Annotated in this window: 28 protein-coding genes; 12 read left to right on the top strand and 16 right to left on the bottom strand. The window is 66.7% G+C overall.

The genetic code is table 11. From position 1 onward, the window contains the following. Positions 1-257 (bottom strand): flagellar cap protein FliD N-terminal domain-containing protein (locus KHO22_RS32690; RefSeq protein ID WP_275950847.1); only part of this gene is annotated, 257 nt, incomplete at its 3' end. Between the two features lie 503 nt (positions 258-760). Between KHO22_RS32690 and KHO22_RS29775 the strand changes: the two genes are divergently transcribed. Beyond that, on the top strand, positions 761-1693 hold the full coding sequence (locus tag KHO22_RS29775; protein WP_211950773.1) for a patatin-like phospholipase family protein: 933 nt from the start codon (positions 761-763) through the stop codon (positions 1691-1693). Positions 1694-1760: 67 nt separating this feature from the next. Here the strand turns inward: KHO22_RS29775 and KHO22_RS29770 are convergent, their stop codons facing one another. The 6 genes from KHO22_RS29770 to KHO22_RS29745 form a co-directional block, all read right to left on the bottom strand. Further along, the gene (locus tag KHO22_RS29770) at positions 1761-2759 is read right to left on the bottom strand and encodes a Bug family tripartite tricarboxylate transporter substrate binding protein (protein ID WP_211950772.1); all 999 of its coding nucleotides are present in this window, start codon (positions 2757-2759) and stop codon (positions 1761-1763) included. Positions 2760-2811: 52 nt separating this feature from the next. Beyond that, positions 2812-4611 carry an acyclic terpene utilization AtuA family protein gene (locus tag KHO22_RS29765; RefSeq protein WP_211950771.1) on the bottom strand — a complete coding sequence of 600 codons (1800 nt, stop codon included), beginning with the start codon at positions 4609-4611 and terminating at the stop codon, positions 2812-2814. Continuing rightward, positions 4608-6608 carry an acetyl/propionyl/methylcrotonyl-CoA carboxylase subunit alpha gene (locus KHO22_RS29760; protein WP_211950770.1) on the bottom strand — a complete coding sequence of 667 codons (2001 nt, stop codon included), beginning with the start codon at positions 6606-6608 and terminating at the stop codon, positions 4608-4610. The genes KHO22_RS29765 and KHO22_RS29760 overlap by 4 nt, the downstream gene beginning before the upstream one ends. 30 nt (positions 6609-6638) lie before the next feature. After that, complete coding sequence (locus tag KHO22_RS29755) at positions 6639-7496, bottom strand: enoyl-CoA hydratase/isomerase family protein (protein WP_211950769.1); 858 nt, start codon at positions 7494-7496, stop codon at positions 6639-6641. Positions 7497-7529: 33 nt separating this feature from the next. Beyond that, positions 7530-8690, bottom strand: a complete 1161-nt coding sequence (locus KHO22_RS29750; RefSeq protein ID WP_211950768.1) for an acyl-CoA dehydrogenase family protein — start codon at positions 8688-8690, stop codon at positions 7530-7532. Between the two features lie 73 nt (positions 8691-8763). After that, complete coding sequence (locus KHO22_RS29745) at positions 8764-10383, bottom strand: acyl-CoA carboxylase subunit beta (RefSeq protein ID WP_211950767.1); 1620 nt, start codon at positions 10381-10383, stop codon at positions 8764-8766. A 127-nt stretch (positions 10384-10510) separates the two neighbouring features. Here KHO22_RS29745 and KHO22_RS29740 point away from each other — a divergent pair, with 127 nt between their 5' ends. From KHO22_RS29740 to KHO22_RS29730, 3 genes are all read left to right on the top strand, one after another. Further along, a complete protein-coding gene (locus KHO22_RS29740; protein WP_211950766.1) occupies positions 10511-11254 on the top strand; it encodes an IclR family transcriptional regulator in 744 nt (247 codons plus the stop codon). A gap of 168 nt (positions 11255-11422) precedes the next feature. Continuing rightward, positions 11423-11851: a FixH family protein gene (locus KHO22_RS29735; protein ID WP_211950765.1), complete on the top strand. Its 429-nt coding sequence runs from the start codon at positions 11423-11425 to the stop codon at positions 11849-11851. Further along, positions 11848-13125 carry a cytochrome-c peroxidase gene (locus KHO22_RS29730; protein ID WP_230427085.1) on the top strand — a complete coding sequence of 426 codons (1278 nt, stop codon included), beginning with the start codon at positions 11848-11850 and terminating at the stop codon, positions 13123-13125. The genes KHO22_RS29735 and KHO22_RS29730 overlap by 4 nt, the downstream gene beginning before the upstream one ends. On the opposite strand, the gene KHO22_RS29725 is transcribed toward KHO22_RS29730, so the two are convergent. The 5 genes from KHO22_RS29725 to KHO22_RS29705 form a co-directional block, all read right to left on the bottom strand. Next, on the bottom strand, positions 13113-13922 hold the full coding sequence (locus tag KHO22_RS29725) for a helix-turn-helix domain-containing protein (protein WP_211950764.1): 810 nt from the start codon (positions 13920-13922) through the stop codon (positions 13113-13115). The two genes, KHO22_RS29730 and KHO22_RS29725, sit on opposite strands and share 13 nt — an antisense overlap. Positions 13923-14217: 295 nt before the next feature. After that, entirely contained in the window at positions 14218-14724 is a 507-nt protein-coding gene (locus tag KHO22_RS29720) for a hypothetical protein (protein ID WP_211950763.1), read from the bottom strand. 232 nt (positions 14725-14956) lie between these two features. After that, a complete protein-coding gene (locus tag KHO22_RS29715) occupies positions 14957-15619 on the bottom strand; it encodes an Hpt domain-containing protein (protein WP_211950762.1) in 663 nt (220 codons plus the stop codon). A 12-nt stretch (positions 15620-15631) separates the two neighbouring features. Next, entirely contained in the window at positions 15632-16255 is a 624-nt protein-coding gene (locus KHO22_RS29710) for a response regulator transcription factor (RefSeq protein ID WP_211950761.1), read from the bottom strand. 134 nt (positions 16256-16389) lie between these two features. After that, on the bottom strand, positions 16390-16647 hold the full coding sequence (locus KHO22_RS29705; RefSeq protein WP_211950760.1) for a hypothetical protein: 258 nt from the start codon (positions 16645-16647) through the stop codon (positions 16390-16392). Positions 16648-16897: 250 nt separating this feature from the next. On the opposite strand from KHO22_RS29705, the gene KHO22_RS29700 reads away from it, so the two are divergent. Both KHO22_RS29700 and KHO22_RS29695 read left to right on the top strand, forming a co-directional pair. Then, a complete protein-coding gene (locus KHO22_RS29700; protein ID WP_211950759.1) occupies positions 16898-18736 on the top strand; it encodes an ATP-binding protein in 1839 nt (612 codons plus the stop codon). Between the two features lie 346 nt (positions 18737-19082). Continuing rightward, a complete protein-coding gene (locus tag KHO22_RS29695; RefSeq protein WP_211950758.1) occupies positions 19083-19337 on the top strand; it encodes a translation initiation factor 1 in 255 nt (84 codons plus the stop codon). A gap of 49 nt (positions 19338-19386) precedes the next feature. Here KHO22_RS29695 and KHO22_RS29690 read toward each other — a convergent pair whose 3' ends face one another. From KHO22_RS29690 to KHO22_RS29680, 3 genes are all read right to left on the bottom strand, one after another. Beyond that, positions 19387-19749: a hypothetical protein gene (locus KHO22_RS29690; RefSeq protein ID WP_211950757.1), complete on the bottom strand. Its 363-nt coding sequence runs from the start codon at positions 19747-19749 to the stop codon at positions 19387-19389. Positions 19750-19833: 84 nt separating this feature from the next. Next, the gene (locus tag KHO22_RS29685; RefSeq protein WP_211950756.1) at positions 19834-20118 is read right to left on the bottom strand and encodes a hypothetical protein; all 285 of its coding nucleotides are present in this window, start codon (positions 20116-20118) and stop codon (positions 19834-19836) included. 550 nt (positions 20119-20668) lie between these two features. Then, positions 20669-21571, bottom strand: a complete 903-nt coding sequence (locus KHO22_RS29680) for a LysR family transcriptional regulator (protein ID WP_211950755.1) — start codon at positions 21569-21571, stop codon at positions 20669-20671. Positions 21572-21687: 116 nt separating this feature from the next. Here KHO22_RS29680 and KHO22_RS29675 point away from each other — a divergent pair, with 116 nt between their 5' ends. The 5 genes from KHO22_RS29675 (at position 21688) to KHO22_RS29655 (ending at position 25095) form a co-directional block, all read left to right on the top strand. Then, on the top strand, positions 21688-22677 hold the full coding sequence (locus tag KHO22_RS29675) for a 2Fe-2S iron-sulfur cluster-binding protein (RefSeq protein WP_211950754.1): 990 nt from the start codon (positions 21688-21690) through the stop codon (positions 22675-22677). A 48-nt stretch (positions 22678-22725) separates the two neighbouring features. Continuing rightward, positions 22726-23979: an aromatic ring-hydroxylating dioxygenase subunit alpha gene (locus KHO22_RS29670; RefSeq protein ID WP_211950753.1), complete on the top strand. Its 1254-nt coding sequence runs from the start codon at positions 22726-22728 to the stop codon at positions 23977-23979. A 4-nt stretch (positions 23980-23983) separates the two neighbouring features. Further along, positions 23984-24454 (top strand): aromatic-ring-hydroxylating dioxygenase subunit beta, encoded by a 471-nt coding sequence (locus KHO22_RS29665; RefSeq protein ID WP_211950752.1) that lies wholly within the window; start codon positions 23984-23986, stop codon positions 24452-24454. A gap of 23 nt (positions 24455-24477) precedes the next feature. Next, positions 24478-24792, top strand: coding sequence for a non-heme iron oxygenase ferredoxin subunit (locus KHO22_RS29660; protein WP_211950751.1), 315 nt, complete (start codon positions 24478-24480; stop codon positions 24790-24792). An 81-nt stretch (positions 24793-24873) separates the two neighbouring features. After that, positions 24874-25095: a DUF3820 family protein gene (locus KHO22_RS29655; protein ID WP_211950750.1), complete on the top strand. Its 222-nt coding sequence runs from the start codon at positions 24874-24876 to the stop codon at positions 25093-25095. A gap of 190 nt (positions 25096-25285) precedes the next feature. Here KHO22_RS29655 and KHO22_RS29650 read toward each other — a convergent pair whose 3' ends face one another. After that, positions 25286-26761 carry a lactonase family protein gene (locus KHO22_RS29650; RefSeq protein WP_211950749.1) on the bottom strand — a complete coding sequence of 492 codons (1476 nt, stop codon included), beginning with the start codon at positions 26759-26761 and terminating at the stop codon, positions 25286-25288. On the opposite strand from KHO22_RS29650, the gene KHO22_RS29645 reads away from it, so the two are divergent. Continuing rightward, a complete protein-coding gene (locus KHO22_RS29645) occupies positions 26760-26909 on the top strand; it encodes a hypothetical protein (RefSeq protein WP_211950748.1) in 150 nt (49 codons plus the stop codon). The two genes, KHO22_RS29650 and KHO22_RS29645, sit on opposite strands and share 2 nt — an antisense overlap. Positions 26910-26954: the final 45 nt, after the last annotated feature.

Genomic DNA, 26954 nt, shown 5'->3' with positions numbered 1-26954 from the left:
CAGCGCAGTATTGCCGCGCTCAAACGCCGGGCCACGGCCCTCGGGTTCCAGGTCAATCCGATAGAGGTGGCCACATGAACACAACCACCTTCACTTCTGTTTCTTGAGAGCTGGCCATAGGCGGAAAGCTTGGTCGAGTAGCTGGTTTCCTGGTCCTGGATAGCCGTCAGCGGCGCCTGTTCGGACGCCGAGAGCTGATCCAGCAGGGAACTCAGGTCGAGACCAGAGCCGACGCCCAGATTCGAGATGGTTGTCATGCGTGTTCCTGGAACGATTAGCTTGAAGATGGGGACGCGGCCGGGTAAGCCTCACCGTGGCCGCGAGCCACCATAGCAGCGCCTCCAGCGACGAACTCTCGTCAATTGGCGACATTTCGCACCCCATTTAATGGGCCGTAATTTTTGGGTCGCGGTTGATACCTCGTCTCAGCGAAATCTTGTCGGCTTCGATACAAAGCAGAGGCTTTGCAAGTGCTTTGGTATGTATGCAAGTGCCACATGCCATACATATTCCCTCGCCATGCCGGTCCCGGTGCGACCGAAGGTCGCCTTAAAGTTGCGAGCATTTTCCTGTCGGTTAATTGCGCAATTGACCCGATCGCGGTTTCCCGACCTGTATCCGTGAAGCCGATTCGAAAGCTACCTGCCCCTGGTTTTCTGCGCGGCCAGTCGCACCACTCGCCCCGATGTCGCTGATGTCGCCTAAGCTTTACTCAGGACGACTTCAACCAGCCCGCGCGGGGATGCGCCGGACCCATATCATGGAAAAAACCGCTTTCGTCTTTGCCGGTGGCGGCAGCCTGGGCGCGATCCAGGTCGGCATGCTGCGGGAACTGGTCGCGTCGGGCCTGACCCCCGACCTGGTGATCGGGGCCTCGGCCGGGGCTATCAATGGCGCCTACTTCGCCTGCAACCCGGGGCGCGATGGTGCGGCACGGCTGGAACAGCTCTGGCGCACCATCCGCCGCACGGAGATCATGCCGTGGTCGTGGCGCAGCGTACTGGGCATGCTGGGCGGCAGTCGTGGCTACCTGGTGGACGCATACGGCCTGCGCACGCTGCTGAGCCGCAATTTTGGCGACGCGCGGCTGGAAAGCTCGACACTGCCGCTGCATGTCGTGGCAACCGACATGCAGAGCGGCGCGGAGGTCCTGCTCTCCAGCGGAGCGATCGTCGATGCGGTGCTGGCCAGTGCGGCCATACCCGGCGTCTTCCCGCCGGTGCAGTTCGAGGGACGCACGCTGATCGACGGCGGCGTGGCGAACAACACCCCCGTTTCGACCGCAGTCCGGCTCGGCGCCACGCGCGTGATCGTACTGCCCGCAGGCTTCACGTGTTCCGAGCGGCGCCCGCCGCGTGGGGCGCTGGAACATGCTTTCAATGCGCTCTCGCTGCTCGTCGCGCGCCAGCTCGTCCACGACTTGCAGCACTGGAGCAGTCACGCGCATATCTCCGTGGTGCCGCCGCTTTGCCCGCTCGATATCTCACCCTACGACTACTCGCGCTGCGGCGAGCTGATCGACCGGGCGGCCAGTACCACCGCGCTGTGGCTGTCGCATGACGGGCTCGAAAGCCGGAATGTGCCGGGGGCGCTTCAGCCGCATACGCATGATGCGGAATCGCCGAGCTGCAGCGCCGACATGGCGCCGCCACGGCCGCCGCAGGCATCGCCCGGCGCGGAACATCATTTATAGCGAACCGGGCTTGCGGCCATCGAGCGCGGGCCACGAACCAGGCTTGCGACCCGCACTCACTCCACCCTCACTCCACCTTCACGCCGCCCTTCTTCACCACCTCGCCCCAGCGTACCGATTCCTCCTTGATGAAGGCCTGGAACTGCTCGGCCTTGCCGCCAACCGGATCGATACCGTAGTCGATCAGGCGGGTCCGGACGTCCGGCTGGCGCAGCACGGCATCCATCTCCGCGGAGATCTTCGCCAGCACTGCGGGCGGCGTCTTGGCCGGCGCGATCAGACCGATCCAGCTGCTGGCCGTCACGGACGGATAGCCCGCCTCGGCCATGGTCGGCACGTCCGGCGCGGCCGGCCAGCGCGTGGGGCTGGAGATCGCCAGCGCGCGCACCTTGCCCGCCTTCACCTGCGGCATCATGGTCTGCACCGAGTCGAAGATGATGGCCACCTGCCCCGAGAACAGGTCGGGCAGCGCCGGCGAAATCCCCTTGTATGGCACGTGGACCATTTTCACGCCCGTGGTCTGCGCGAAGAGTTCGCCGGCCAGGTGGGCACCCGAGCCGTTGCCGCTCGAGGCAAAGGTCATCTTGTCCGGATGGGCCTTGCCCCAGCTCACGAGTTCCTTCACGTTGGTGGGCGGCAGCTGCGCGCTCGACACCAGCAGCAACGGAATGCGGCCGATCAGGCTGACGCCGGTCAGGTCTCTGACCGGATCGTAGCTCATGCGCGGATACAGGCTCGGGTTGATCGCGTGCCCCGCCACCACGACCAGCAGCGAGTAGCCGTCCGGCGCGGACTTGGCCACGTTGTCCGAGCCGATCATGCCATTGGCGCCGGGGCGGTTTTCCACCACCACCGGCTGGCCGATGCGCTCGGACAGTTTCTGCATCACGAGCCGCGTGACGGCATCGGAAACGCCGCCCGGCGTGTACGGCACGACCACGCGCACCGGACGGTTCGGCCAGCCGTCGCCCTGCGCGATGGCCGGCACCGCGCCGGCGATCAGTCCGGCGAGCACGCTCATCCCCAGCAGCCTGCGGATGCGCCCGCTGGGCTTGTATTGCGTCATGTCTCCTCCTTGTCGGATGGGCGCCTGTTGCCGGCGCTTCGGTTTCTGTCAATCAGTGGCTCAAGTCCTGCGCCCAGCCCTGCGGGACGGAAAGCGGAAAATCCAGCAGCATCTGCGCGTAGCTCTTGCCAAGCGGGTCGGAGCGCAGACTCGCGACACCGCCGCCCCCCAGCGCGCCATGCATCAGGAAGTTCAGCGCATTGAGCCCCGGCACCTCGAAGCGCTCGACCTCGCCCTGCACGAGATGGGCGAAATACGCGCGCACGGCCCGCGGCGTAAGCTGTTCGCGCAACAGCGCCAGGTACTCCGGCCGGCGCGCGATCACGCCGATGTTCTCGTCGTCGCCCTTGTCGCCGCTGCGGGCGCAGGCCAGCGCGACCAGCGGGCGCTCCACGCGGGGCCCGTCAGGCACCGGCGGCAGCGCGGGAATATCGATGGCCTCGGGCGCTGCCTCGTCGCCGCACAGCGCGGCCTTGGCCAGGACGATCTCGCCGCCCTCGAACGCCACGCGCATCGGCACATCGGCCTTCGGCACCAGGAAGGAAAAGACCTTCACCACGGACTGGATGTCGACGCGGCCCGAGAACGACGAACGCGTGCCCGCCGCCATCGAGGTGCCGGCCGACGAGCACTCGCGCTGCAGGAAGCCCAGCGCCTTGGCCTGATCATGGCGCGCGCCGATGCGCAGGACCACCTCGCGCGTGGGCAGGTCGCGCGCATGCGGCCCGTATTGCGATTCACAGCCGAGCAGCTCGACGATGGTCTCGCTGTAGTCCGGCAGGCCGCGCGCGGCCAGCATGCCGCGCGTGCGCGCGAGCAGCGCATCGGCCGTGCGGCGCGCCTTGGCGGGGGCATCGATGCCACGGATCGCCATCATCAGGCTGATCTGGTAGCCGTCCTGCCAGGTCGCGTTGCCCTTGTAATGGCTGCCGGGCGCCCGGCCGCGCGCGCCCGACACGCGTACCTGGCCAGGCGCGGCCAGTTCGGTGCGCACCGCGCGGAAGTCGCAGGTCACGTCGGGCATCAGGTAGTTGGCGGGATCGCCCACCTCATACAAGACCTGCTCCGCCACGGCTGCCGGGTCAACCAGTCCCCCGGTCCCGTCCGGCTTGCTCAGCAGGAAGCTCCCGTCGTGCGCGCAGTCGATCACGGGGTAGCCCATGCGGTCCCAGTCCGGCACGCGCTGCCAGTCCGTGAACAGCCCGCCCGTGGCCTGCGCGCCGCACTCGATGACATGGCCGGCCAGCGTCCCGGCGGCCAGGCGGTCCCAGTCGGTCCAGTCCCATTCAAACTCGTGGGCCAGCACGCCGACCACCACCGCGCTGTCCACGCAGCGTCCGGCGATGACGATGTCCGCCCCGAGCCCCAACGCCCGCGCAATGCCTTGCGCACCGGTGTAGACATTGGCGGACCACGGCTCCGTGGTCGGCACCGGCTGGCCGGCCAGGTCCGTGAGGCCCTGCGCGCACCATTGCGCGAACTGCGCCTGCACGTCGTCGCCCGTCACCACGGCGATGCGCGGCGACAGGCCCTGTTGCGCAGCCGCCTTCAGCAGCGCGTCGCGGCAGGCTTCGGGATTCAGGCCACCGGCATTGGCGACCACGCGGATGCCGCGGCGCAGGATCTCGCCAAGGTTCGGCGCCATGGCGGCGCTCACGAAATCCGTGGCATAGCCCAGCGCCGGGTCCCTGGCGCGGGCGCGCGCCAGGATCGACATGGTGGTTTCGGCCAGGTAGTCGTAGACCAGGTATTGCATGTCCGGCACTGTCAGCAACTGCGGCGTGGCGATAGCGGAATCGCCCCAGAAGCCCGAGGCGCCGCCGATGCGGATGGTCCTGGCGGTATTGGTCATGCGGTCTCCTTGTCTGCGTCCGCTTCCACACGGGCCAGCAGCGCCCCGGCGCTGGCTTGCCCGCCTGTGCGTGCGGCCAGTTCAGCCACCACGCCCGCGAATGGCGCGGCAATGATGTGCTCCATCTTCATGGCTTCCAGCACCACCAGCGGCTGGCCGGCTGCCACGCGCTCGCCCTCGGCGACGTGCACGGCCACGATGCGCGCGGTCAGCGGCGCCTGCAGCAGGCCGTCGGCAGCGCCGGCGTCGCGCCGGCGGCGCGGGTCATGGCGCTGGAACTTCCATGCGCGGCCGGCCTGGAACAGGTGCAGCGCATGCTTGTCCGCGGCGAACACCAGCGGATACGCGACGCCGTCGCACTCCACCAGCGCGGTGCCGGCCTGCGGGTCGGCACGCAGCACGCGCACCACGCATGTTTCGGCCGGCGCATCGCCATCACACTCGCGCAGGCTGACATGCCAGCCGTCGCTCCCGGCGTGCAGCGAGGCCTGCCACGACTGCCCCGCCGCATCCAGCGCGATGCTGGACGCCGTGCGTGCCAGCGCGGCCGGCTGGCTGCCACCGTCCAGCACGCCGGCGGCTACCAGAGCGGCGCTCGCCGCCACGTGCGGCGCAGGCACCGTGGGCTGGAGCGCGGCCTGCATATGGGCCTCGACAAAGCCGGTGTGGACGTCGTTGCCCGCAAAGGCCGGACTTGCCAGGCAGTCGGCCAGGAAAGACTGGTTGGACGGCACGCCCAGCAGCACGCAATCTTCCACGGCGCGCAGCAGCTTGCGCCGCGCCTCTTCGCGGTCGGCGCCGTGCGCCACCAGCTTGGCGACCATCGAGTCATAGTGCGTCGGAATGGCGCCGCCCTCTTCCAGCGCGTGGTCCACGCGCACGTCGCGGCCCGGGACCGGCGGACGCCAGCGCAGCAGCGGGCCGCCTTGCGGCAGGAAGCCGGCGGGGACGTCTTCGGCGGTGAGCCGCACTTCGATCGCGTGGCCGTTCAGTTGCACTTCGTCCTGCGTGACCGGGAGCGGTTCGCCGGCCGCCACGCGCAACTGCCACTCGACCAGGTCGAACCCGGTGATCGCTTCGGTGACCGCGTGCTCGACCTGCAGGCGCGTGTTCATTTCCATGAAGTAGAAGTTGCCATCGGCGTCGAGCAGGAACTCCATGGTGCCCGCGCCGACGTAGCCGATTGCGCGCGCGGCGCGCACCGCGGCGTCTCCCATGCGCGCGCGCAGCGCGGGGCCGACTGCCGGCGACGGCGCCTCTTCGATGACCTTCTGGTGGCGGCGCTGCACCGAGCAGTCGCGTTCGCCGAGGTGGATCGCATGGTCGTGGGTGTCGGCGAACACCTGGATTTCCACGTGGCGCGGCGCAATCACGGCGCGCTCCAGGATCAGTTCGCCCGAGCCGAACGCGGTCTCCGCTTCGGAGCGGGCACTGGCCAGCGCCGCCGGCAGGCCTGCGGCATCGCGCACCAGCCGCATGCCACGGCCCCCACCGCCGGCGGCGGCCTTGACCATCAACGGGTAGCCGATCTGGCCCGCCTGCGCCAGCAGCGTGGCGTCGTCCTGCGCGGTGCCCTGGTAGCCGGGCACGCAGGGCATGTCGGCGGCCAGCATCAGCCGCTTGGCCTCGGCCTTGTTGCCCATGGCGCGGATCGCCTGCGCCGGCGGACCGACGAAGACCAGCCCGGCCGCCACCACGGCTTCGGCGAATTCGGCATTCTCGGCCAGGAAGCCGTAGCCCGGATGCACGGCATCGGCACCGCTCCTGCGCGCGGCGTCAAGGATCGCCGCAATGTTCAGGTACGACTCGCGTGGCGCGGCGGCGCCGATGCAGACGGCGCGGTCCGCGGCGGCCACATGCGGACTATGCCTGTCGGCCTCGGAATAGACAGCCACTGTGGCCAGGCCGAGGCGGCGCGCGGTGCGCATGATGCGCACGGCAATCTCGCCGCGATTGGCGACAAGCAGTGTATGGAAGGGTCGGCGGATAGCAGACATGGAGGAAGTCCCGTGAATCTCTTTGAAAGCTCAGGCAACGGCCTGCGCGGCGCGGACGGTGTCGGCATCGAAGCGCGCCACCCAGCTCACGTCGCGCTTCTCGCGGAAGGCCGCCACGCCTTCGGCGCCTTCGCGCCGCATGCATTGCGCGAACAGGCGCGAGGCCTCGTCCAGCAGCGGCGCCACCGGCTCCTGGCCACAACGGCCCACCAGCGTCTTGAACACGCGGTTGGCCTGCGGCCCGCAGCGGCCGATGCGCGTCAGCCATTCGGCGATCAGCGCGTCCAGCTCGGCACTGTCCTCGGCCAACTGATCGACCAGGCCGAGGGCCACCGCCGGCTGGCCGCTGACACGCTCGCCGGTCAGCCCTAGCCGGCGCGTGGCCACGGCGCCCAGGCGCTGCACCACGAACGGCGCGATCTGCGCGGCGATGATGCCCAGCGTCGTCTCCGACAGCGCGAAGCGCGCGTCACGCGTGGCCAGCACGATGTCCGCCGCGCACGCCAGGCCCATGCCGCCGCCCATGGCTGCGCCGTCCACGGCGGCAATCACCGGCACCGGCAGCACCGACAGGCGCTCCATGAAATAGCCGAACTGGCGGTTGCGCGTGGCGACCGGGTCGTCCTGGCTGGCATCGGCCTGTAGTCGGGCCTGTAGTCGGGCCTGGAAGTTGCCGACGTTGCCGCCGGCGCTGAAGATGCCGCCGGCGCCGCGCAGCACCAGGGCACGCACCTCCGGATCGGACTCAGCCTGCTCCACGGCGGCGGCCAGCGCCGCCACGACTTCAGGCGCCAGCGCGTTGCGCGTGGCCGGGATATTCAGCGTGGCGAACAGCACGCCGTTGGCGCGGCGCACGATCACGCCGTCGTTCTGCGAGGTGTCTGGCATGGCAGTGTGTCGTTGAAATTGTCGGTCACGCGCTCAGCCGCGCGACATCAGGCCCATCTGCTTGGCGATGACCTGCAGCATCACCTCGTCGGCACCGCCGCCGATGGAGCCAAGGCGGAAGTCACGGTAGGCGCGCGACGCATGGTTGTCCCACGTGTAGCCCATGCCGCCCTGGAACTGCATGCACCAGTCCGCCACTTCACGCGACAGGCGTCCGGCCTTGAGCTTGGCCATCGAAGCCAGCTCGGTCACCTCGCCGCCGTTGATATAGGTCTGCGTGGCCACATAGACCAGCGCGCGCAGCGCCTCCATTTCGGTCTTGAGTTCGGCCAGCTTGAACTGGATGAACTGGTTGTCCAGCAGCGGCTTGCCGAAGGCGATGCGCTGACGCAGGTACTCGGCGGTCTCTTCGATCAGCGCGGTGCAGGCCAGGCGGCGCGCGGCGCCGTTCAGGCGCTCTTCCTGGAACTGCTTCATCTGGTAGATGAAGCCCATGCCCTCTTCGCCGATGCGGTTGCGCACCGGCACGCGCACGTCGTCGAAGAAGATCTGCGCGGTGTCCGAGCACCACATGCCGAACTTTTTGATCTTCTGCACTTCGACGCCCTTCACGCGCTTGCCGTTTTCCTTGAGCGGGACCACGATCAGGGACTTGTTCTTGTGCACCGGGCCTTCGGAGGTGTTGCACAGCAGGCAGATCCAGTCGGACTGTGTGCCGTTGGTGATCCACATCTTGGAGCCGCTGATGACGTAGTCGTCGCCGTCGCGGCGCGCGCGCGTCTTGAGCGACGCCACATCGGACCCGGCTCCGGCTTCCGATACGCCGATCGAGCACACCATGTCGCCGGCAATGGCCGGCGCCAGGAATTCGCGCTTGAGCGCGTCGGAGCCGAACGCGGTCAGCGCCGGCGTGGCCATGTCGGTCTGCACGCCAACGCCCATGCCGATGCCCTGCGCGCGCGCATAGCCCAGCGCCTCGGCCGCGGCGACGGCGTAGGAGAAGTCGAGTCCCAGGCCGCCGTATTCGACCGGCTTGGTGATGCCCAGGAAGCCCAGGTCCCCCATCTTCTTGAACAGATCATGCGCCGGGAAGATCTCGGCGGCTTCCCATTCATCGACGTGCGGATCGATCTCCGCCGACACGAAGCGGCGAATGCTGTCCATGATGTTGCGGTGGTCTTCGGTGTACAGCATGCTGGTCTCCAGAATTCTTGTTGGCTTGATGGCTTGTTGGCTTGATGTTCGTTGCAGTATCGTCCGATGCCGCTCACATGCGGGCCACACCGAACTGCATGGCACGCGGCTGGCGCAGGCTGGCTTCGCGCGCGGTGGCCAGTACGAAGGCCAGTACCGCGCGCGTGTCGCGCGGATCGATCACGCCGTCGTCCAGCAGCAGGCCGCTGGTTACGAAGGCGCTGGCCTGGCGCTCGAAGTTGGCGACGATCTCGGCGGTCTGCGCCGCGAGCTGCGCTTCATCGACCGCCTTGCCCTTGCGCTCCGCCTGCTGGCGCGCCACGATCTCCAGCGTCATGGCGGCCTGCTCGCCGCCCATGACCGCGGTGCGTGCATTGGGCCACGAGAAGCAGAAGCGCGGATGGAAGCCCCTGCCGCACATGCCGAAATTGCCCGCGCCGAACGACGATCCGCAGTAGATCGTGATCTGCGGCACGGTCGAGTTGGACAGCGCCTGGATCATCTTCGAGCCGTGCTTGATCATGCCCGCCTCTTCCGAGGCGCGGCCCACGATGAAACCGGTGGTGTTCTGCAGGAACACGATCGGCGTGCCCGACTGGTTGCACAGCTGGATGAACTGCGCGGCCTTGGTCGCGCCGGCCGGGTCGATCGGGCCATTGTTGGTGATGAAGCCGACCGCGTGGCCTTCGATGCGCGCGTGGCCGCAAACCGTGCCGGGGCCATAGTCGGGCTTGAACGGCAGCCACGCGGAATCGTCGACGATGCGCGCGATCACCTCGCGCATGTCGACGGGGCGCTTCATGTCCAGCGTCATCACGCCATCCAGTTCGGCGGGGTCCAGACGCGGCGCACGCACCGGCTGTGCCGGCGCCGGCGACACGTCCGGCCAGTCGAGGCTGGCCACGATGTCGCGCGCGGTGGCAATGGCATGCTCATCGTCCTCGGCCAGGTATTCTGCCAGGCCGCTGACGGTGGCGTGCAGGTCGGCGCCGCCCAGCTCTTCGTCGGTCGCGATCTCGCCGGTGGCGGCCTTGAGCAGCGGCGGCCCGGCCAGGAACGCGCGCGCGCGGTTGCGCACCATCACCACGTAGTCCGACAGGCCAGGCATGTAGGCACCGCCCGCCGTGGACGAGCCGTGCACCACGGTGATCACCGGCAGGCCGGCCGCCGACAGGCGTGCCAGGTTGTAGAAGATGCTGCCGCCGCGGATGAACTTGTCCACGCGGTACTTGCGCAGGTTGGCACCGGCCGACTCCACCAGGTGGATGAACGGCAGCCGGTTATCCAGCGCGATCTCCTGGCAGCGCATCAGCTTCATGTTGCCGGCCTCGGTCATGGCGCCGGCGTCGATGCCGGAATCGGTGGCCAGCACCATGCAGCGCACGCCGCAGACGATACCGATGCCGGCCACGAGCGAACCGCCCGGGACCGACGTGTCGTGGCTCGGGTCGTCCATGCCGAAGCCGGCCAGGGTGGCGATCGGCAGGAACGGCGCGCCGGCGTCGAGCAGGCGGCCGATGCGCTCGCGGGGCAGCAGCGCGCCACGCCTGGCGAAGGCCGGCCGGGCGCGCTCGGAGGCGGCCACGGTCCGCTGCTCCAGGCTGTGCAGGCGGTCGATCAGGGCCTGCATGCCGGCGCGCTGGCTGGCAAACGAGTCGGATGACGGGTCGATGCGGGTCTCGATGGGAATCATGGCACTGGCCTGGTTTGCGTGATGGGAGGATTGCAAACCACGGCGCCGCGCGGGACAACATCAATCGCTTAGTTTGTGCATAATGTGCACGCCGAACCCAATCCTCCCCACCGGAAGCCCGCTGCGCATGCCTGCCAAGCCATCCACGCCCAATGGGGTCCAGAGCCTCACCCGTGCCTTCGCCCTTCTGGAACTGCTGGCCGAGCACCATGAAACGGGGTTAACCCTGCAGGATCTGGCGATCAAGGCCGGGATCGACCGCACCACGGCGCATCGCATGGCACGCTTCCTGGAGGCCGCCGGATACATCGAGCGGGAGCCCGCAAGCAAACGGCTGCATCTGGGCACGACGGCCATGTCGCTGGGGCTGCGCGCGATGAACCGGCCGCCGCCCGGCAGCGTGCTGGTGACCAGGATGAAGGCGCTCGCGCGCCTGACCGGCGACGCGGTCTTCCTGATCGTTCGCATCGGTGACCACGGCCACTGCCTGCATACGGAGGAAGGCAGCCATCGCATCAAGTCCTTCCACATGCTGACCGGCAGCTCGCGCCTGCTGGGCCAGGGCACCGGCAGCATGGCCTTGCTGGCCCGCCTGGGCAATGACGCCGTCCGGGCGCATTACGAACGACACCGCGCCGAATATGAAGCCGGCGGGCTGAGCCTGATGAAGCTGATGCGCGGCGTGGAACGCTGCCGCGCCTGCGGCTATGCGCTGGCCGGCGCCGACGGCGTGGCCGGCGTGGGCTACGCCTTGCCCATGGCCATGCACGCCGAGGCCGCCATCAGCATCGTGTCGGCGGCTTCACGCATGCCTGTGGCGCGCCGGCATGAGATGGGCCAGATCATCGGCGGGATGTTTGCGGGAGACTGAAGGCAACCATGCCGCATCACTTTCCCTGCCTGATTCCACGTTTCCCGTGGTAACAGGCGGACAGCACGCTTGAACGAAACGGCTGCGGGAACAGCCGCTTCGTTCAAGCGCCGGAGAGCACGCGTGCGGACAATCTGCGGACCGGAACACTCTCTGCAGGAACTCACCATGGTTCGCACATTCGCAATGATCTCCATGCTTTTTGCCGGCTACGGCTGCACTACCCCGCCACAGGACCTCGACCTGTCCCGCGACAAGTCCTCCGACGGCGGCCGCTACCAGGTCGCGATCGTCGCGCCGGCACCGTCCCCCGCGATCAACCAGATGCACAGCTGGAAGGTCCGGTTGACGACGCCGGACGGCAATCCCGTGCGCGGCGCGCAATTCTCGGTGGCGGGCGGCATGCCGCAGCACGGCCACGGCTACCCGACGCAGCCGCGCGTGACGCGCGAGGTCGACGACGGCACCTACCTGCTCGAAGGCATGAAGTTCAGCATGAGCGGCTGGTGGGACCTCAAGCTTGGCATTCGCGCGGCGCCGGGTCCCGATCAGGTCGCCTTCAATATCGTCATCGACCCCCGGTCGCAGCGCCCGTGAAGGCGCTCGGCATCAGGGCCGGCATGGCGCTCGCGGGCGTGCCGGTGGCCATGGCTATCGCGGCGGGCGCGGCGACGCCGGCCGCATTGCGCGACGCCTGGGTACCAGAGGACCTGCAGACACTGACCGCCATGCAGCTCACGCAAGCGGGCCCGAGGCCAGTCGATCCATCCAATATCCATGAGCGCAGCAGCAATGCGGCCAGCCTGGGCCGGGCCCTGTTCAACGATCCACGCCTGAGCCGCAATGGCCGTGTTTCATGCGCAAGCTGCCACGCACCGGCCGCCCAGTTCGAGGATGGGCGCCCCGTGGGCCAGGGTATCGGCACCGGCAAGCGCCGGACGATGCCGGTAATGGGTGCCGCGGGAGCGCCGTTCCTGTTCTGGGACGGACGCAAGGACAGCCTGTGGTCGCAGGCGCTGGGCCCCATGGAGGACGCCGCCGAACACGGTGGCAACCGCATGCGGTTTGCCCGGATCATGCGGGCGCACTACGCCACGCAGTACGAGCAGGTCTTCGGGCCGCTGCCGGCAATGCCGGCGCTCGCGCGGGACGCCTCGCCGCTGGGAACGCGGGACGAGCGGGCGGCCTGGGCGGCCCTGCCGCCCGCCACGCAGCAGCAGGTCAACCGCGTCTTCGCCAACATGGGCAAGGCCATTGCCGCCTATGAAAGCCGCGTGCGATACGGCCCTTCGCGCTTCGACCGTTATGTCGGCGCCACCCTCGCCGCGGACCCGCGTGGCCAGGATGTGCTGAGCGTCCAGGAGGTACGCGGACTGCGGCTGTTCCTGGGCAAGGGCCAGTGCATCACCTGCCACAACGGCCCGATGCTGAGCGACCATGCCTTTCACAACACGGGCGTTCCGCCACTGGATCCCGCGCGGCCCGACCGAGGGCGTGCCGACGCCGTCCCGAAGCTGCTGCGCGACGAATTCAATTGCCTTGGCCCTTACAGCGACGCAAAACCCGAACAGTGCGGCGAGCTGAACTTCCTGGCGCAAAACGACCCTGCGCACCTTGGTGCGTTCCGCACGCCGAGCCTGCGCAACGTTGCGGATCGCGCGCCGTACATGCACGCGGGGCAGATCAAGACGCTGCAGGAGGTGGTCCGGCATTACGGGGAAGCGCCGGACGCCATGGTCGGGCACAGCGAACTGGCGCGCCCTGGCGACGCACCGGGGCACGGGCAGCTGATCCGGCTGTCGCCGCAGGACGTCGAGGACCTGGTAGCGTTTCTCGGCACCCTTTCCGGCGCCGTCGATCAGCCCAGGTAGGAAGACGGCGCGCGCAGCCGCTCGCTCAGTGGCCCCTTCATCTGCATGGCGGACGGTGCCAGGCCGAACATGGTGCGGCAGGTGCGCGACAGGTGCGCCGAGTCGGCAAAGCCCGCTGCGTGGGCGGCATTCGCGAGATTGTCGCCCTCCATGAGGATTTCCCAGGCCTTCAGCAACCGGCGCCAGAGCTGGTAGGTCCGCAGCGGCATCCCGGTTTGCTCGACAAAGACATGGCGGAACCTGCTGGCCGACAGATGGACGACGGCAGCCAGTTCCTCGAGGCTCGGCGCCTCTCCGCGATGTGCACGGAGATGCTCGATTGCCATCAGTACGCGTGGATCCGACGGCACGTGCGGGACGGTCCGCGACAGCGAGCTCACCAATGCCTGTGCGACGTCCTGCACCGCCTCCACGGTCCGGGTCATCCGCCATGCCTGCTCCAGCTGGTTCGGCACGCTCGCCAGCGCTTCGTCGCCAAGCAACTCGACTTGCCCGCCCATTCGCGCCGACAGCGCGCGGCCTGCCTGTGTCTCCGGTTCGATGAACACCACCGCGGTCCAGTCACACGACGAGACATCAATGCTGTGCACCGCGCGGGACGGCACAAGTGCGCCCTGACAAGGCATCAATTGCCCGCGATGTCCCGACTGAACCTGAAGACCCGACGGGGCCCCGATCACCAACTGGATCGCATAGTGCGCGTGCGGCGCCACGGGGCCGCCCCCTGAGCCGATGAACATGCAGCCACCGGTCCAGGCGACGTAGTCGCCCTGGTATCGCTGCGGCTTGCTGCTCATCGCGCGGCTCCCGGCAGCCACCCGGACAACTCGCTGTCCCGCCCGGGCTGGATGCCGTCACCCGGTGCAAGGCCCGGGCTTGCCCCACCCGCATCCGCGATCGGCACCGTGGCGCTCCCGCAGCGCAGCACGCCGCGGTCATGGCTTGTACTGACGATCGGGTCACGTCGGAGATCGTGTCGATTGTGTCGCTTCATGCCTGGTTCTGATGTCTTAGGTTCCAGCCGTGCCCGGCTGCGTGGGGACACAGGCGCCAAAGCAGGCGGAAGCCCTGGCTCCGATCGCCGGATATCACTCAAGGCAGACGGGCCAGCAGGCGGTCACGCAAGCTCGGCGGCAGCGCGAGCCTCCCCTTGCCCTCGGCAGCGCCCGAATCGAAGACCAGCACGCCACGGTCCCAGTGCAGGCGCACCGGGCCGGAGTTCGCGAAGGTACGCCGGGCCAGCAGGACATTGCGGCGGGCGCTGTACAAGCGCACCAGCACCTTGTGTTCGGAAAGATAGCAGTACTCCGCCTCGTAGCGCGACGAAGCGTCGGGCATGGGCAGGCGCCGGCAATTGTGGGCGTCCGCCCGCTCCCAGGCACCGTTGCCATAGAGGATGGCCGTCCACATTGCCCCGAGCGCCAGCCCCCAGCGCGTCCCCGTGGCAGCAAGCCGCATCGCTCGCGCACGCCGTCCTTCGGTGCGGGAAAACACGAACCACACCGCGTGCGCAACACCCACAACCAGCACCAGCACCGCCACCCCGGCCAGATGGAAATAAAAGAATGATTCCGGCATGGTCGCCATGGCATGACTCATGACCCGTCCCCAGACAAGCGTGAATGGAAACCCGAAGGAAACCGCCTGAAGGGCCGCGACGCGGGGAGAAGCCATTACCCTGGACGCGGGCCTCCGTTATTCAGTCCGCATTCTCATATAAGGATCGCTTTAATTCTCTATATATCCTTATTTCGGCGCGGAATTTAAATAATAATAATGCCGGCAATGAATTTTCAAATCCGGTGAATTACCGAATCAACCGGATTCCCGGTTATTCGCCGGTTCCGCCAGCGAGCATCGCGTGAAATTCGCGGGCGGTCGGCGTGAATATCGCGGCCACCGCCCCGGCCAGCGCGGCATCGCCGCTGCGGGCCGCATTCTCCAGCCTTTGCGCGAGCCGGTGGAACCCCTGACAGCCGGCCAGGTGTGCCGACGCTTTCACGCGATGCGCCACGCTGCGCAGGCTTTCCAGGCTGTCACCTTCGGCCTGCAGCCTTGCGAGGTCGGATTCCGTTGATGTCGCAAGCGCCTGTACCAGTTCAGCGGCCAGCGCCGGGTCGCCAAATGTCTGGCGCGCGATGGCGTCGGCCAGGCCGGCGCGCTCGCTGCCTGAAATGGCCAGGTAGCGATGCCGGGCCAGCAGCCGGAAGACGGCTTCCTCGGTGACGGGCTCGGCCAGGGCATCGTCGCAGAAGTCTCGCTGCGCCTGGCCTACGCAGACCAGCAGCGCCCCTTCCCGGCGCGCGCGCTGCAGCAAGGACGTGGCGACGATGTCCGGAGCGCCGACGATCAGGCGCGGCACGGCGGCGGCCAGTATCGCGTCCGCCTCGGCAGCCGTCAGGCATTGTGCCGTCAAACCCGCGTCGCCAAGCCACCGTGCCAGAGGCTCGCTCCAGGCGCTGCCCGACTGGGCCAGGATGAATGCGTCATGCATGGCAATCCTTCCTCACCCGAGGGCGATATGGTGCCGCCGGGCGAAATCGATAACATCGACCAGCGAGCGCGCGCCCAGCTTTTCCATGATGCGGGTCTTGTGCGTACTGACGGTCTTGCTGGAAATGAACAGCGCCTCGCCGATCCGCTTGTTGGATATGCCCCTGGCCAGCATCTGCATGATCACCAGTTCCTTGTCGGACAGGCTGCCCAGCCGGCGCCCCTCGTCCAGCCCTTCGGCGCACCCGCCGGCGACGTCCGGCATGACCGAATAGCCGGCCAGCACGGATTCCATGCAACGGACAATCTCCGGCAACTCCTGGGTCTTGCTGACAAAGCCGTGTGCGCCGGCCTGCCGGGCTCGCGGAGCAAAGGTGTTCTGGTCCTGGCCGGAGATCACCAGGACACGTATGGTCGGCTGGATTGCCTTGATCCGTGGGATAACGTCCAGGCCGTTGATACGTGGAATATCCAGGTCCAGGACCACGATATCGGGCGCATATTGGCGCACGATCTCGACCGCTGCCTGGCCATTGTCCGCTTCCAGCACCTGTGTTACGCAGAGGACCTGCGACAGGTGCGTCTTCAGCACGACCCGCACCGCTGGGTGGTCGTCGACAATCAGGATTGTGGCCAAGGCAAGGGCTCCGTCTCTGATGGCATCGCCTGCAGATGGGGTTCACAGGCATTCTCTGTCTGGCACACCATTGTGTTCAGCATTTTTCCGCACCGGCGCAGGAAATTTCCGAGTGCCAGGACGACTTTTCCCGATTAGACGCAGAGTGCGCAATCATACACTCCAACGTTTGTGCTCCGCGATACCCGGCGCAGCGCTGGAACGACACCACCCGGCAAGCCATCGGCGCTCTCGTCGAGCATGCGCTTCGCATCGAGTGCGGCGCGTTCCGCGGCGAGCTGCTCCGCGATGTCGATCGTCGCCGGGACGGTGACTGCCAGGGTGCCACCCGGCAAACGCAGCGGCTGGGTGGCGAACAGCAGCTCGTGCCATTGACCCGCGGCGTCCTGCACGCGCGGTGTTTCGTCGACACGCAGGCCTGACGCCCGGGCCTGCCCGATCGGCGACGCCGCCCCGGCGCTCCGCCGGCAACTGGTCTCGGCATAAGAAGGCCGCGCCTTAATAGGAAATTTCCGCGGAGAAACTCAGACTATTCCGAAACTGCGGCGATGCAGGCCCCCATAAAGTGTGCAGACGGAGATCTCGCTCGGCGGCGGCAACGCCTTGCAGCGCGACCCTCCTGCCCAGTTGCCTGCACCCTCAATGCTGTCCATCCTGCCCCCGCCGGTCACCTGGCTGGCCGTGTGCCTGCCGCTGCTGCTCGCGTTCGCGCTGCTTGGCGCGCGGATATGCGTGCTGCGGCGCCGTCTTGCACGCAGTCAGGCCTGCACGGCGAGATTGAAGCAGCGTCTGGCGCTTCATACCGCGGTGCTGGACAGCATCCCGCAGCCCATCTACGTGCGCGACGCCGAGCAGCGGCTCATCACCTGCAACCGCCGCTATGAGGAACTGGTCGGGGCTTCGCTGGTCTCGCTGCGCGGCCGGCCGCCGGACACCTCGGAACAGCTGGCGGACGTGGTCGGAGACATCGCGGAACTGTCGGAAGACTATCGCGACGTCATTGCTTCGGGCCGACCGCTCAGCAAGGCCCGCTGCCTGCACATCCAGGGCGCAAAGCGGCACGTGCTGAACTGGGTCGCTCCCTTGCCCGGCCCTGGCGACGCGGTGACCGCGCTGGCCGGCGGCTGGGTGGACCTGACCGAGCGCCACGACATGCTGGCGCAGCTGGCCGAAGCCAAGGCGCGCGCCGAAGCGGCCAGCCGTGCCAAGTCGAGCTTCCTCGCTTCGATCAGCCATGATATCCGGACACCGATGAACGCCGTGGCCGGCATGCTGGAGCTGACCCTGAAACGGCCTGGCCTGCCGCCCGAGGACCACCGCATGCTTGCCACCGCGCATGATTCCGCGCTCGCATTGCTGGCCCTGATCGATGACATCCTCGACCTGTCGAAGATGGAGGCGGGAAAACTGCGCGTCTGTGCCGTGCCCACCAGCCTGCCGGCGCTGGTGGACGAGGTGCTGCAGATGCTCGGACCGGTCGCCGCGCGAAAGCATTTGCCGCTGGTACCGGTCATCGATGCGGGCACCGCGCCCGCGCACAAGGCGGACCCGCTTCGCTTCAAGCAGATCCTCGGCAATCTGGTTTCCAACGCCATCCGCTTTACCGATCACGGCGAGGTACGCGTGCATCTGCGCGGCGGCCCGGTGCATGCAGGCAAGCAGGAAGTCGAGCTGACGGTGTCCGATACCGGCATTGGCATCGCAAGTGCCGACCAGGCCCGCCTGTTCCAGCCGTTCGAGCAGGCGCATGACCGCTCGCGCCCGCAATCCGGCGGTACCGGACTGGGCCTGGCCATCTGCCGCCGCCTGGTCGCAGCCATGGGCGGCCGCATCCGCCTGGAAAGCGAGCCCGGCGCCGGTACGCGCGTGCAGGTCACCCTGCGGCTGCCAACGGCCAGCGCACCGGCTGCGCCAGTGCCGACCGCGCCGCGCCCGTGCGCTGTGGCCGCCGGTTCGCTGCATGTGCTGGTCGTCGACGACCATGCCCCCAACCGCCTGCTGCTGAAGTGGCAATGCGAACACCTGGGCCATCGCGTCGATACCGCCGCCGACGGCCGCGAGGCGCTGGCACGGTTGACCACGCCTGCGCCCGGGCAGGACGATCCGTTCGACCTCATCATTTGCGACTGCGCCATGCCGGTCATGGATGGCCTGGCATTTGCACGGACGCTGCGCGAGCGCAACGACGCGCTCGCGCGCGTTCCCGTGATTGGCTGCACGGCCAGCGCCGTGCCCGAGGATCACCACGCCGCGCGGCAGGCTGGCATGGACGGCGTACTGGTCAAGCCGGTCGGGCTCGAGGCGCTGGGCGAGGCCGTGCGCACTTATGCCCGCGCGGGCCGCCACCGTCCAGCCTCCATGCCAGTGCCGCTGCCCTGGCCTGCCAGAGTGGCGGACGCGCCGTCTCCGGCTCCCGGGTCAGACAGATGGTGCGAGATCTGCCAGGCCATGAATGTGCAGTGCGACCGGTTCCGGCAGTAGTCTGAGCGACCGGCAAGCTGCCCGCCCGGAACAAGCGGGCGGGCAGTCGGTCATCCAATGGTGGTATCATCAGCCGCATCTTGCCATTCGCCGATACCTGTCGGACTGAATGTGCTGGCCGCCAGACCACATGGTCGGAGAACATGGGGCGGCCTGTCGGGCGTACACCCGATTCCTCCGGGGCGACCTCGCCCACAACCCTACCCGACCGGCGGCACGTCCGCTCCGCAATGAGCGCGCCACGTACCAGGCGTATCGGCTTGCGCAAGCACCGTCCTTCTGCCGCCCGGCGACGCAGCATTGCTGCGCCCTACGTCAGATCAGACCACTGGAGAGCAAACAGATCATGCCGAATAGCGAAGAATGGGAAGAACTGCATCTGACCCCGGCCGGCTGGATTGCCGGCAGTTACCGGCATACGCCATGGGCACCGGTTGAAGTCGCGCCGCCCGATGCCGGTGTCCTGACGGTACGCCGCCACGTGACCGCGACCTATTGCGGTCCGTCGCGCGCGATCGAAGACCGCACGCCGCAAACGCAGGACATGGCACTGATCGAGTCGTTGTTGAAGCGCTTTGGCAATCCCGAATTCAGCGTCTAGCACCGGGTCGGCAACTGAAAAGCACAACGCGGCGCCGTGCGGGAAGGCGCTATCGTGCTCGTGCCCGGCCCGGTACGCCCCCGCCTACCGGCCTGAGTTCGCCATCCCATGGCACGGCATGCAGATCCAGCACGGAATCGCCCTCCCGCGTCTTCTCGTAGAGATGGTCCCGGATCGCCTGCCCGATTGCCAGGCGGCATAGTGTCTCGCTGTTCTGCGGGACCGTGTCCAGCGACAATTCCGCGGCGACCATCACACCGAATGAACGCCTGCCATCTCCGACAAAGCTGGCGAACCTGACGCCGCTGGGATGTCCCGCCGTGGCAAAACAGGTGGCAACATGGTAGGCAATCCCTTTGCCTGCGCCCGGCAGCGTGCACAGGAAACTCGATGACTCCGCGACTTTGTTCATGGCTGTACTGGCGCTCCAGGCGGCCTCGCGCCGCCGTTGCCCAGTGACCTCGTGGGCGCGATTGAGAATCCCCGTCGACGACACTCAGAGGGAGACGACGGATTGACCGGGAATGGCACCGTTGATGATGTCCTCGGCATAGCGAAGGACTGCGCGCCGTGCCGCCCCGACGTTGTCCCAGGGCGTTGCATCGAGACGGAAGGTACGCGCCATCTCGCCTTCAGGCTGCCTGCCTTCACGGCAGATCACAACGGCGGCGTTGAAGGACCGGTCTGGCCGGGGCTCCATCCAGGCACGTTCCGCAACATGTTTGTAGACCAGAGGGTAAAGGTCATACCCCTTGTAAGTGGCAGTCGGAAAAGCATCCATGACACGCTCCGGGGCGTTTGCGATGTATTGCCCACTCTACTCCTCTTGTGAGGCCGGGAGTGCCTTTATTTCACCGGCGATAGCAACCGTACGACATTGCCAATGAAAAGGCTTTGCAATGCGAAGCCATCTGTGGCCATCCTCGCGATCGTGTAAATTCCAATATGCAAGCACGCTGGTGATGCGTGCTAAAGTGAGCCTTCCCTAATGCAAGAGGCCAGTATGTCGCTCTGTGCAAACTGTCTCGCACTGATACCCGACGCACCCGGCGTCGCCGGGCACCGCGCATTGCGCATCGTGGACACCCAGCGACGCAAGATTCCGCGATCGGTCACCGTCACCCTGAGTACATTCCGCTGCACGGACTGCGGTGCGATGTGGCGTTACCGCGAGGCGAAGGACGACGGCCCGCAAGGCTGGGCTCTCCTGACGACAGAAACCGCAAGCGAAGGATCCTGACGGCGCGCACGACGGCCGGCTTCCGCCTGTTCCGACCCCGCCAGTTCCCCAACACGCAGCCGTATCAGTCCAACGAGACGGCCCGCGAACCTCAATCCGAAAACAGGCCGACGAATTCATTGCGCAGCCACTGGTTCGCAGGATCGCGATGATATCGGGCATGCCAGAACAGGTTGATCTGGATTTCCGGCAAGTCGATCGGATGCGGGATGTGCCGTAGTCCGAAGTAAGCGGCGCTGCGCCGCGCAAAGGTTTCGGTCACCGTCGCGACGAGGTCCGTGCTCGCAACAATATCGGCCAGCGCGGCGAAGTGCGGCACGCGCAAGCGTATCTTCCGCTGCACGCCACGCTGGGCAAGGATTTCATCGACGCGCGCGTGCCCGGTGCCCGCGGCCGTCACCACCACATGTTCCGCCCCCTCGAAGTCGCTCCGGCTGACGGTGCGCTTGTCCAGCGCATGGCCGGGCCGGAACATGCACACGTAGCGCTGGCGGAATAGCCGCCGCTGGAAGAACTCCGAACCCAGTTCCGGCAGCGGCCCCACCGCAAGGTCGATCTTGCCCAGGCTCATTTCCGATGCAAGATCAACGGCCGTGTTGCGCACGGTTGCCACCGCGACGCCCGGCGCGCGTTCCCGCAGCGCCCCCATCAGCCGCGGAATGAAGTGCACTTCGCCGATATCGGTCATCGCAATCCGGAAGGACCGCTCACTGCGCAACGGGTCGAACGAGACCTTCTGGCTCAGCGCGACCTGCAAGGATTCGAGTGCGTAAGCCACCGGCTCCGCCAGGTCCTGCGCGAGCGGCGTCGGAAGCATGCCCTTGCTGCTCCGCACAAACAGCTCGTCGTCGAACATGCGGCGCAGCCGCGCCAGGGCATTGCTGACGGCGGGCTGGCTCAGGTTGAGCGTCCTGGCCGCGCCCGAAACCGTCCGCTCGCGCAGCAAGTGTTCGAACACGACGAGCAGGTTCAGGTCCACATCCTTCAGTTCCACGGCCCACCTTTATTGATTTGCTGAATATGAGGTATTGCCGTGATTCTATTGGTTAATTTTCCCCGCTGCATCATGATTCCTCGCAAGCCAGAACACAAACCCTTGCCGGAGACATCATGGAAGTCCTCGTCCAACCACTGGGCAAACGCCTCGACGTCGCCGGCGGCGAGAACCTGCTGACCGCGCTGCAGAAGCACGACATCCCCATTTCGTACAGCTGCATGGCGGGCCGCTGCGGCACCTGTCGCTGCCGGGTGATCGAAGGCGCCATCCATGAAGCCGGCGGCGACGAATTCCACAATGCCGAGCACGCGACGCAGCGCCATGTGCTGGCCTGCCAGTCGATCGTGACCGGCAACTGCGCCATCGAGATCCCCGAGCCCGACGAGGTGGTCGTACACCCCGCGCGCATCGTCAAGGCGACCGTCACCGCACTCACCGACCTCACCCACGATATCCGGATGATCCGGCTGGCACCGTCCAAGCCCCTGTCGTTCTCGCCGGGCCAGTACGCGATGCTGCAGTTCACGCCGGACCATATCCGCCCTTATTCCATGGCGCGCCTCGCCAGCGACGGCGAGCTGGAATTCCATGTGCGGATGCTGCCCGACGGCCGCGTCACCCGCTATATCGGCGACACGCTGAAGATCGGCGACACGGTCCGCGTCAGCGGCCCGCTGGGCACGTCGTATCTGCGCACCCGCAATGACGCTCCGATCCTCTGCATCGCCGGCGGCACCGGGCTCGCCCCGGTGCTGTCGATCGTGCGCGGGGCGATCGCGGCGGATCTGCCGAACCCGATCCACCTCTACTTCGGCGTGCGCGCGCCGCGCGATGCCTATGGGCTCGACTGGCTGCGCGAACTCTCGCAACGTCATCCGCGGCTGCGCGTCGACATCGTATCGACGCTGCCGGACGACGACGCCGGATTGCGCACCGGCCTGGTCACCGAAGCGGTCGCGGCCGACTTCTCCGACCTGCAGGGCTGGCGCGCCTACCTGTGCGGCGCGCCGCCGATGGTCGACGCCGCGACGCTGCTCCTGCGCAGCAAGGGCGTGCAGCCCGGGCACATCTACGCAGACGCCTTCCACGCAACCGGCACCTGACTCGCCCCCAACATCCAGAGGATCACCACAACGATGGAGACGACACCCATGGCCAGCGCCCTCACACAAGACCGGCCCGTATGGGCCGGCGACGGCATCAGCCGCATCCCGTTCCGCGTCTACACGGACCAGCAGCTCTACCAGCGCGAGCTGGAGCGTGTCTTCTACCAGGGCCACTGGAACTACGTCGGCCTGGAGGCGGAGATTCCGAATCCGGGCGACTTCAAGCGGACCACCATCGGCGAGCGCTCGGTCATCCTCGTGCGCGACCAGGAAGGCGGGATCAACGTGGTCGAGAATGTCTGCGCCCATCGCGGCATGAAGTTCTGCCGCGAGCGCAGCGGCAACCGCAAGGACTTCCACTGCCCCTACCACCAGTGGAACTATGACCTGAAAGGCAACCTGCAGGGCGTGCCGTTCCGCCGCGGCGTGAAGCAGGACGGCAAGGTCAACGGCGGCATGCCGGCCGACTTCAGGCCGCAGGACCACGGGCTCACGCAACTGAAGGTGGCCACGCGCGGCGGCGTGGTGTTCGCCTCGTTCGACCATGAGGTGGAGCCGCTGGAGGACTACCTCGGGCCGGAAATCCTCGGCTACTTCGACCGCCTGTTCAACGGCCGCAAGCTGAAGGTCCTCGGCTACAACAAGCAGCGCATCCCGGGCAACTGGAAGCTGATGCAGGAGAACATCAAGGACCCCTACCATCCCGGGCTGCTGCACACCTGGTTCGTCACGTTCGGCCTCTGGCGCGCGGACAACAAGGCGCGCCTGGTCATGGACCCGCACTTGCGCCATGCGGCAATGGTCTCCACGCGCGGCCAGGGCGGCAAGGGCGAGGTCACCTCGGGCGTGGCCAGCTTCAAGGACCAGATGACGCTGCAGGACGACCGCATTCTCGACATCGTCCACGAGCCCTGGTGGGGCGACCCGACCGCCGTGATGATGACGGTCTTCCCCAGCGTGATCTTCCAGCAGCAGGTGAACTCCGTCTCGACGCGCCACATCCAGCCCAACGGCCCGGACTCGTTCGACTTCGTCTGGACGCATTTCGGCTTCGAGGACGACACCGCGGAAATGACGCGCCGCCGCCTGCGCCAGGCCAACCTGTTCGGGCCCGCCGGCTTTGTCTCGGCGGACGACGGCGAAGTCATCGAATGCTCGCAGGAAGGCTTCTCCCAGAAGCCGTGGCACCGCGTCGTCGCGGAACTCGGCGGAACGACCGCGGAGAACACCGAACACATGGTCACCGAGACGCTGATCCGTGGCATGTACGCCTACTGGCGCAAAGTGATGGAGATCTGACCACATGGACTTCGCAACGTATCACGCGCTGCTGTCGCTGTACGCCGACTACGCCAGCGCCGTCGACCAGGGCGAGTGGGACCGCTGGCCCGACTTCTTCACCGACGACTGCGTCTACCGCATCCAGCCGCGCGAGAACTTCGAACGCGGCCTGCCGCTGGCCACCATGTCGCTCGAGAGCAAGGGCATGCTGCGCGATCGCGTCTTCGGCATCCGCGAGACGCTGTTCCACGACCCCTACTACCAGCGCCATATCACCGGCGCACCGCTGATCCGCAAAAGCACCGACGCGCACATCGTCGCCGAGGCGAACTACGTCGTATTGCGCACCAAGCCTGACCAGATGAGCGAGGTGTTCAACACCGGCCGCTATCTCGACCGGATCGTGCGCACGCCGCAAGGCCTGCGCTTCGCCGAACGCCAGTGCATCTTCGACAGCGAGATGATTCCCAACTCGCTGATCTACCCGATCTGAACACGACAAGCGGAGACAACACCATGACCGAAACCTGGATCGAGGCGGCCCCGCTTGCCAGCGTACCGCAGGACGATGTGATTGCCGTTCAGGTACAAGACCGGGAGATTGCCCTGTATGGTGTCGATGGCGAGGTGTTCGCCACCGACAATATCTGCACGCACGGCCATGCACGGCTCTGCGACGGCTTCCTCGATGGTCACGAGATCGAGTGCCCGCTGCATCAGGGCAAGTTCGATATACGGACCGGCGCGGCCATGTGCGCGCCGTTGACCGAGGCGATACGCGCCTATCCGGTCAGGATCGAGGGGGACAAGGTATTTCTCGACCTTGGCTGACCCTGCGCAGGCGGCCCGCGGCCAGCCGCGTCCGCCTGCGGGGGCGCTACAATGCCTGCCAAACCCCAGTAATCACCGACCATGCTGCCGGACAGCGAATCTCTTCTCCTGCTTGTCACCCGCCAGATGCCATTCGGCAAACACAAGGGAACGCTGATCGCCGACCTGCCCGGCAACTACCTGAACTGGTTCGCGCGGGAGGGCTTCCCGCCCGGCGAAATCGGCCGCCTGCTGGCGCTGATGCACGAGCTGGACCACAACGGACTGACGGACCTGCTCAAGCCGCTGCGCGGCAGGGCCTGAATGTCAGATCCCCAACCCGCCTAGCGATTTCCCGCAGTCGACGAAGAGCGTCTGTCCGGTATTGAAACACGCGTCCGGCCAGCCATAAAAGAAGCCCGGCAAGCGAAGTGATGCGCACGTCCTCGCGGCCAGACTTCCGGTCACGTCTTGCCCCGGGGCGTCTTTCTCGCGAGCACCCTACCTGCCAGCGTTATTGCGCAAGGAAATCGACAGCAACGGGGAAAATACCCGTCGCGAACGACGCGCCACTGGTCAGAGCTCCGCTGGCTGCATCAATCGTGTAGGCCGTGACATTGCCTGAAGCCGTATTCGTGGCATACGCAAACCTGCCACTCGGATCGACCTTGATGGAGTATGGGCTTACGCCGGACAGAAACGGAGAGCCCGCGATCCTCGTCAGCGCTCCGCTTGCAGGGTCGATCGTGAACCCGGAGATGTTGTTGGAACTGATGTTCGCCACATACACGAACTTTCCCGACGGATCGACCGTGACCCCGAACGCGGTCAGCCCCCCGGTGGGGAACGGCGAACCGGGCACTGCCGTAAGGGCGCCAGTGGCACTGTCGATGGCAAAGCCGTTGACCAAATTGCCGTTGTGATTGGTGACATAAAGGAACTTGCCACGTGGATCCACCGCAATCATGTTGGCATTTCCGCCTGCCACGGGGTACGGCGAACTTCCCACTCCCGTCAGCGTACCGGCAACCCGATCGACGGCGAACGCCGAAATGTTCATATCGTCGAAATTCGAGACATAGAGAAACCTGCCGTCTGGCGTGATACCGATGGACATGGGTTGCCGCCCTATGCCCACCGGCGTGCCGACCAGAGAAAGCGCTCCGCTGGCAGCGTCCACGGCATGGATCGAAATGGAGTTTCCAGACTGATTCACCGCATAGACGAACCTGCCATCGGGTGAGACAGCGAGAGTCCGGGGCGCTGTACCCGTGCCATTCGAGAATGGCGAGCCCGAGATCGGAACCAGCGCGCCGGAAGCAGCAGCGATGGCATAAGCAGAAATCGTGCTATTGCCATGCGACGGAATGTAGGCCATCTTGCCCCCGGGCGCCAACGCAATGTCATAAGCATCCACGCCCGTCGATGCGGAACTGCTCGTTGCCAGCGCGCCGGTCGAGGCATCCACGGTGAAGACCGATACCGATGTGGAATTCCTGTTCACCACGTATGCGAAACGCGGCGTCAGCGCCGCGCAGGTCACCGCTACGCTGGTGTAGACGCTCGCAACGAGCGTGCCATTGCCATTGCTGACGGTGCAGTTCTGCCGGGGCACGCCCGGTTGCGTCTTGACGGTCACGGCATAGTTCGCCCCGCTCGCGATCTTCGTCGCGAAGCTGAAGCTGCCATTGGCCGGGATTGCGACGTCGTCGCCCCCATTGTTCTGCAGGACCAGGCCGGAACCGGTCATGCCGCTGACGGTGCCGCTGAGCGTTTGCAGCGGCGTACCAGCAGAAGGCTCGGATGGTGCGGGTTCGCTGGCAACCGGGCTGGCTGGGCTGGCTGGGCTGGCTGTGGTGGCCGGACTGGCTGGGCTGGCCGGATCATCGGAGCCACACGCGGCCAAACCGGCCAGCAGTGCAGCGGCGACAAGATGGGCCAACACGGTTGACACGGGAAAGCGGCTGTTGCGGGTCGCAGGCGAGGACATGATGGCCGAAGATCGGATTGGGGGCGGTCTGGAATCGGCGGATCGTAAACACATCGGCCATGACCGGCAAGAAAAGCGCCGCGCCATGCACTGGTTTTCCGAAATGCTGCCCCGCCAATGCAACGCTGCAAGGGCAATACCCGATTGACGGGCGACGCCGTCGACGGCACTTGAACACTTTCCGCGGTCGGCG

The organism is Cupriavidus yeoncheonensis (assembly GCF_905397275.1).
In the GTDB taxonomy this organism is placed as follows: Bacteria; Pseudomonadota; Gammaproteobacteria; order Burkholderiales; family Burkholderiaceae; genus Cupriavidus; species Cupriavidus yeoncheonensis.
The sequence above is the reverse complement of the archived record's forward strand: the minus strand, read 5'-3'. Positions and strand labels throughout refer to the sequence as shown.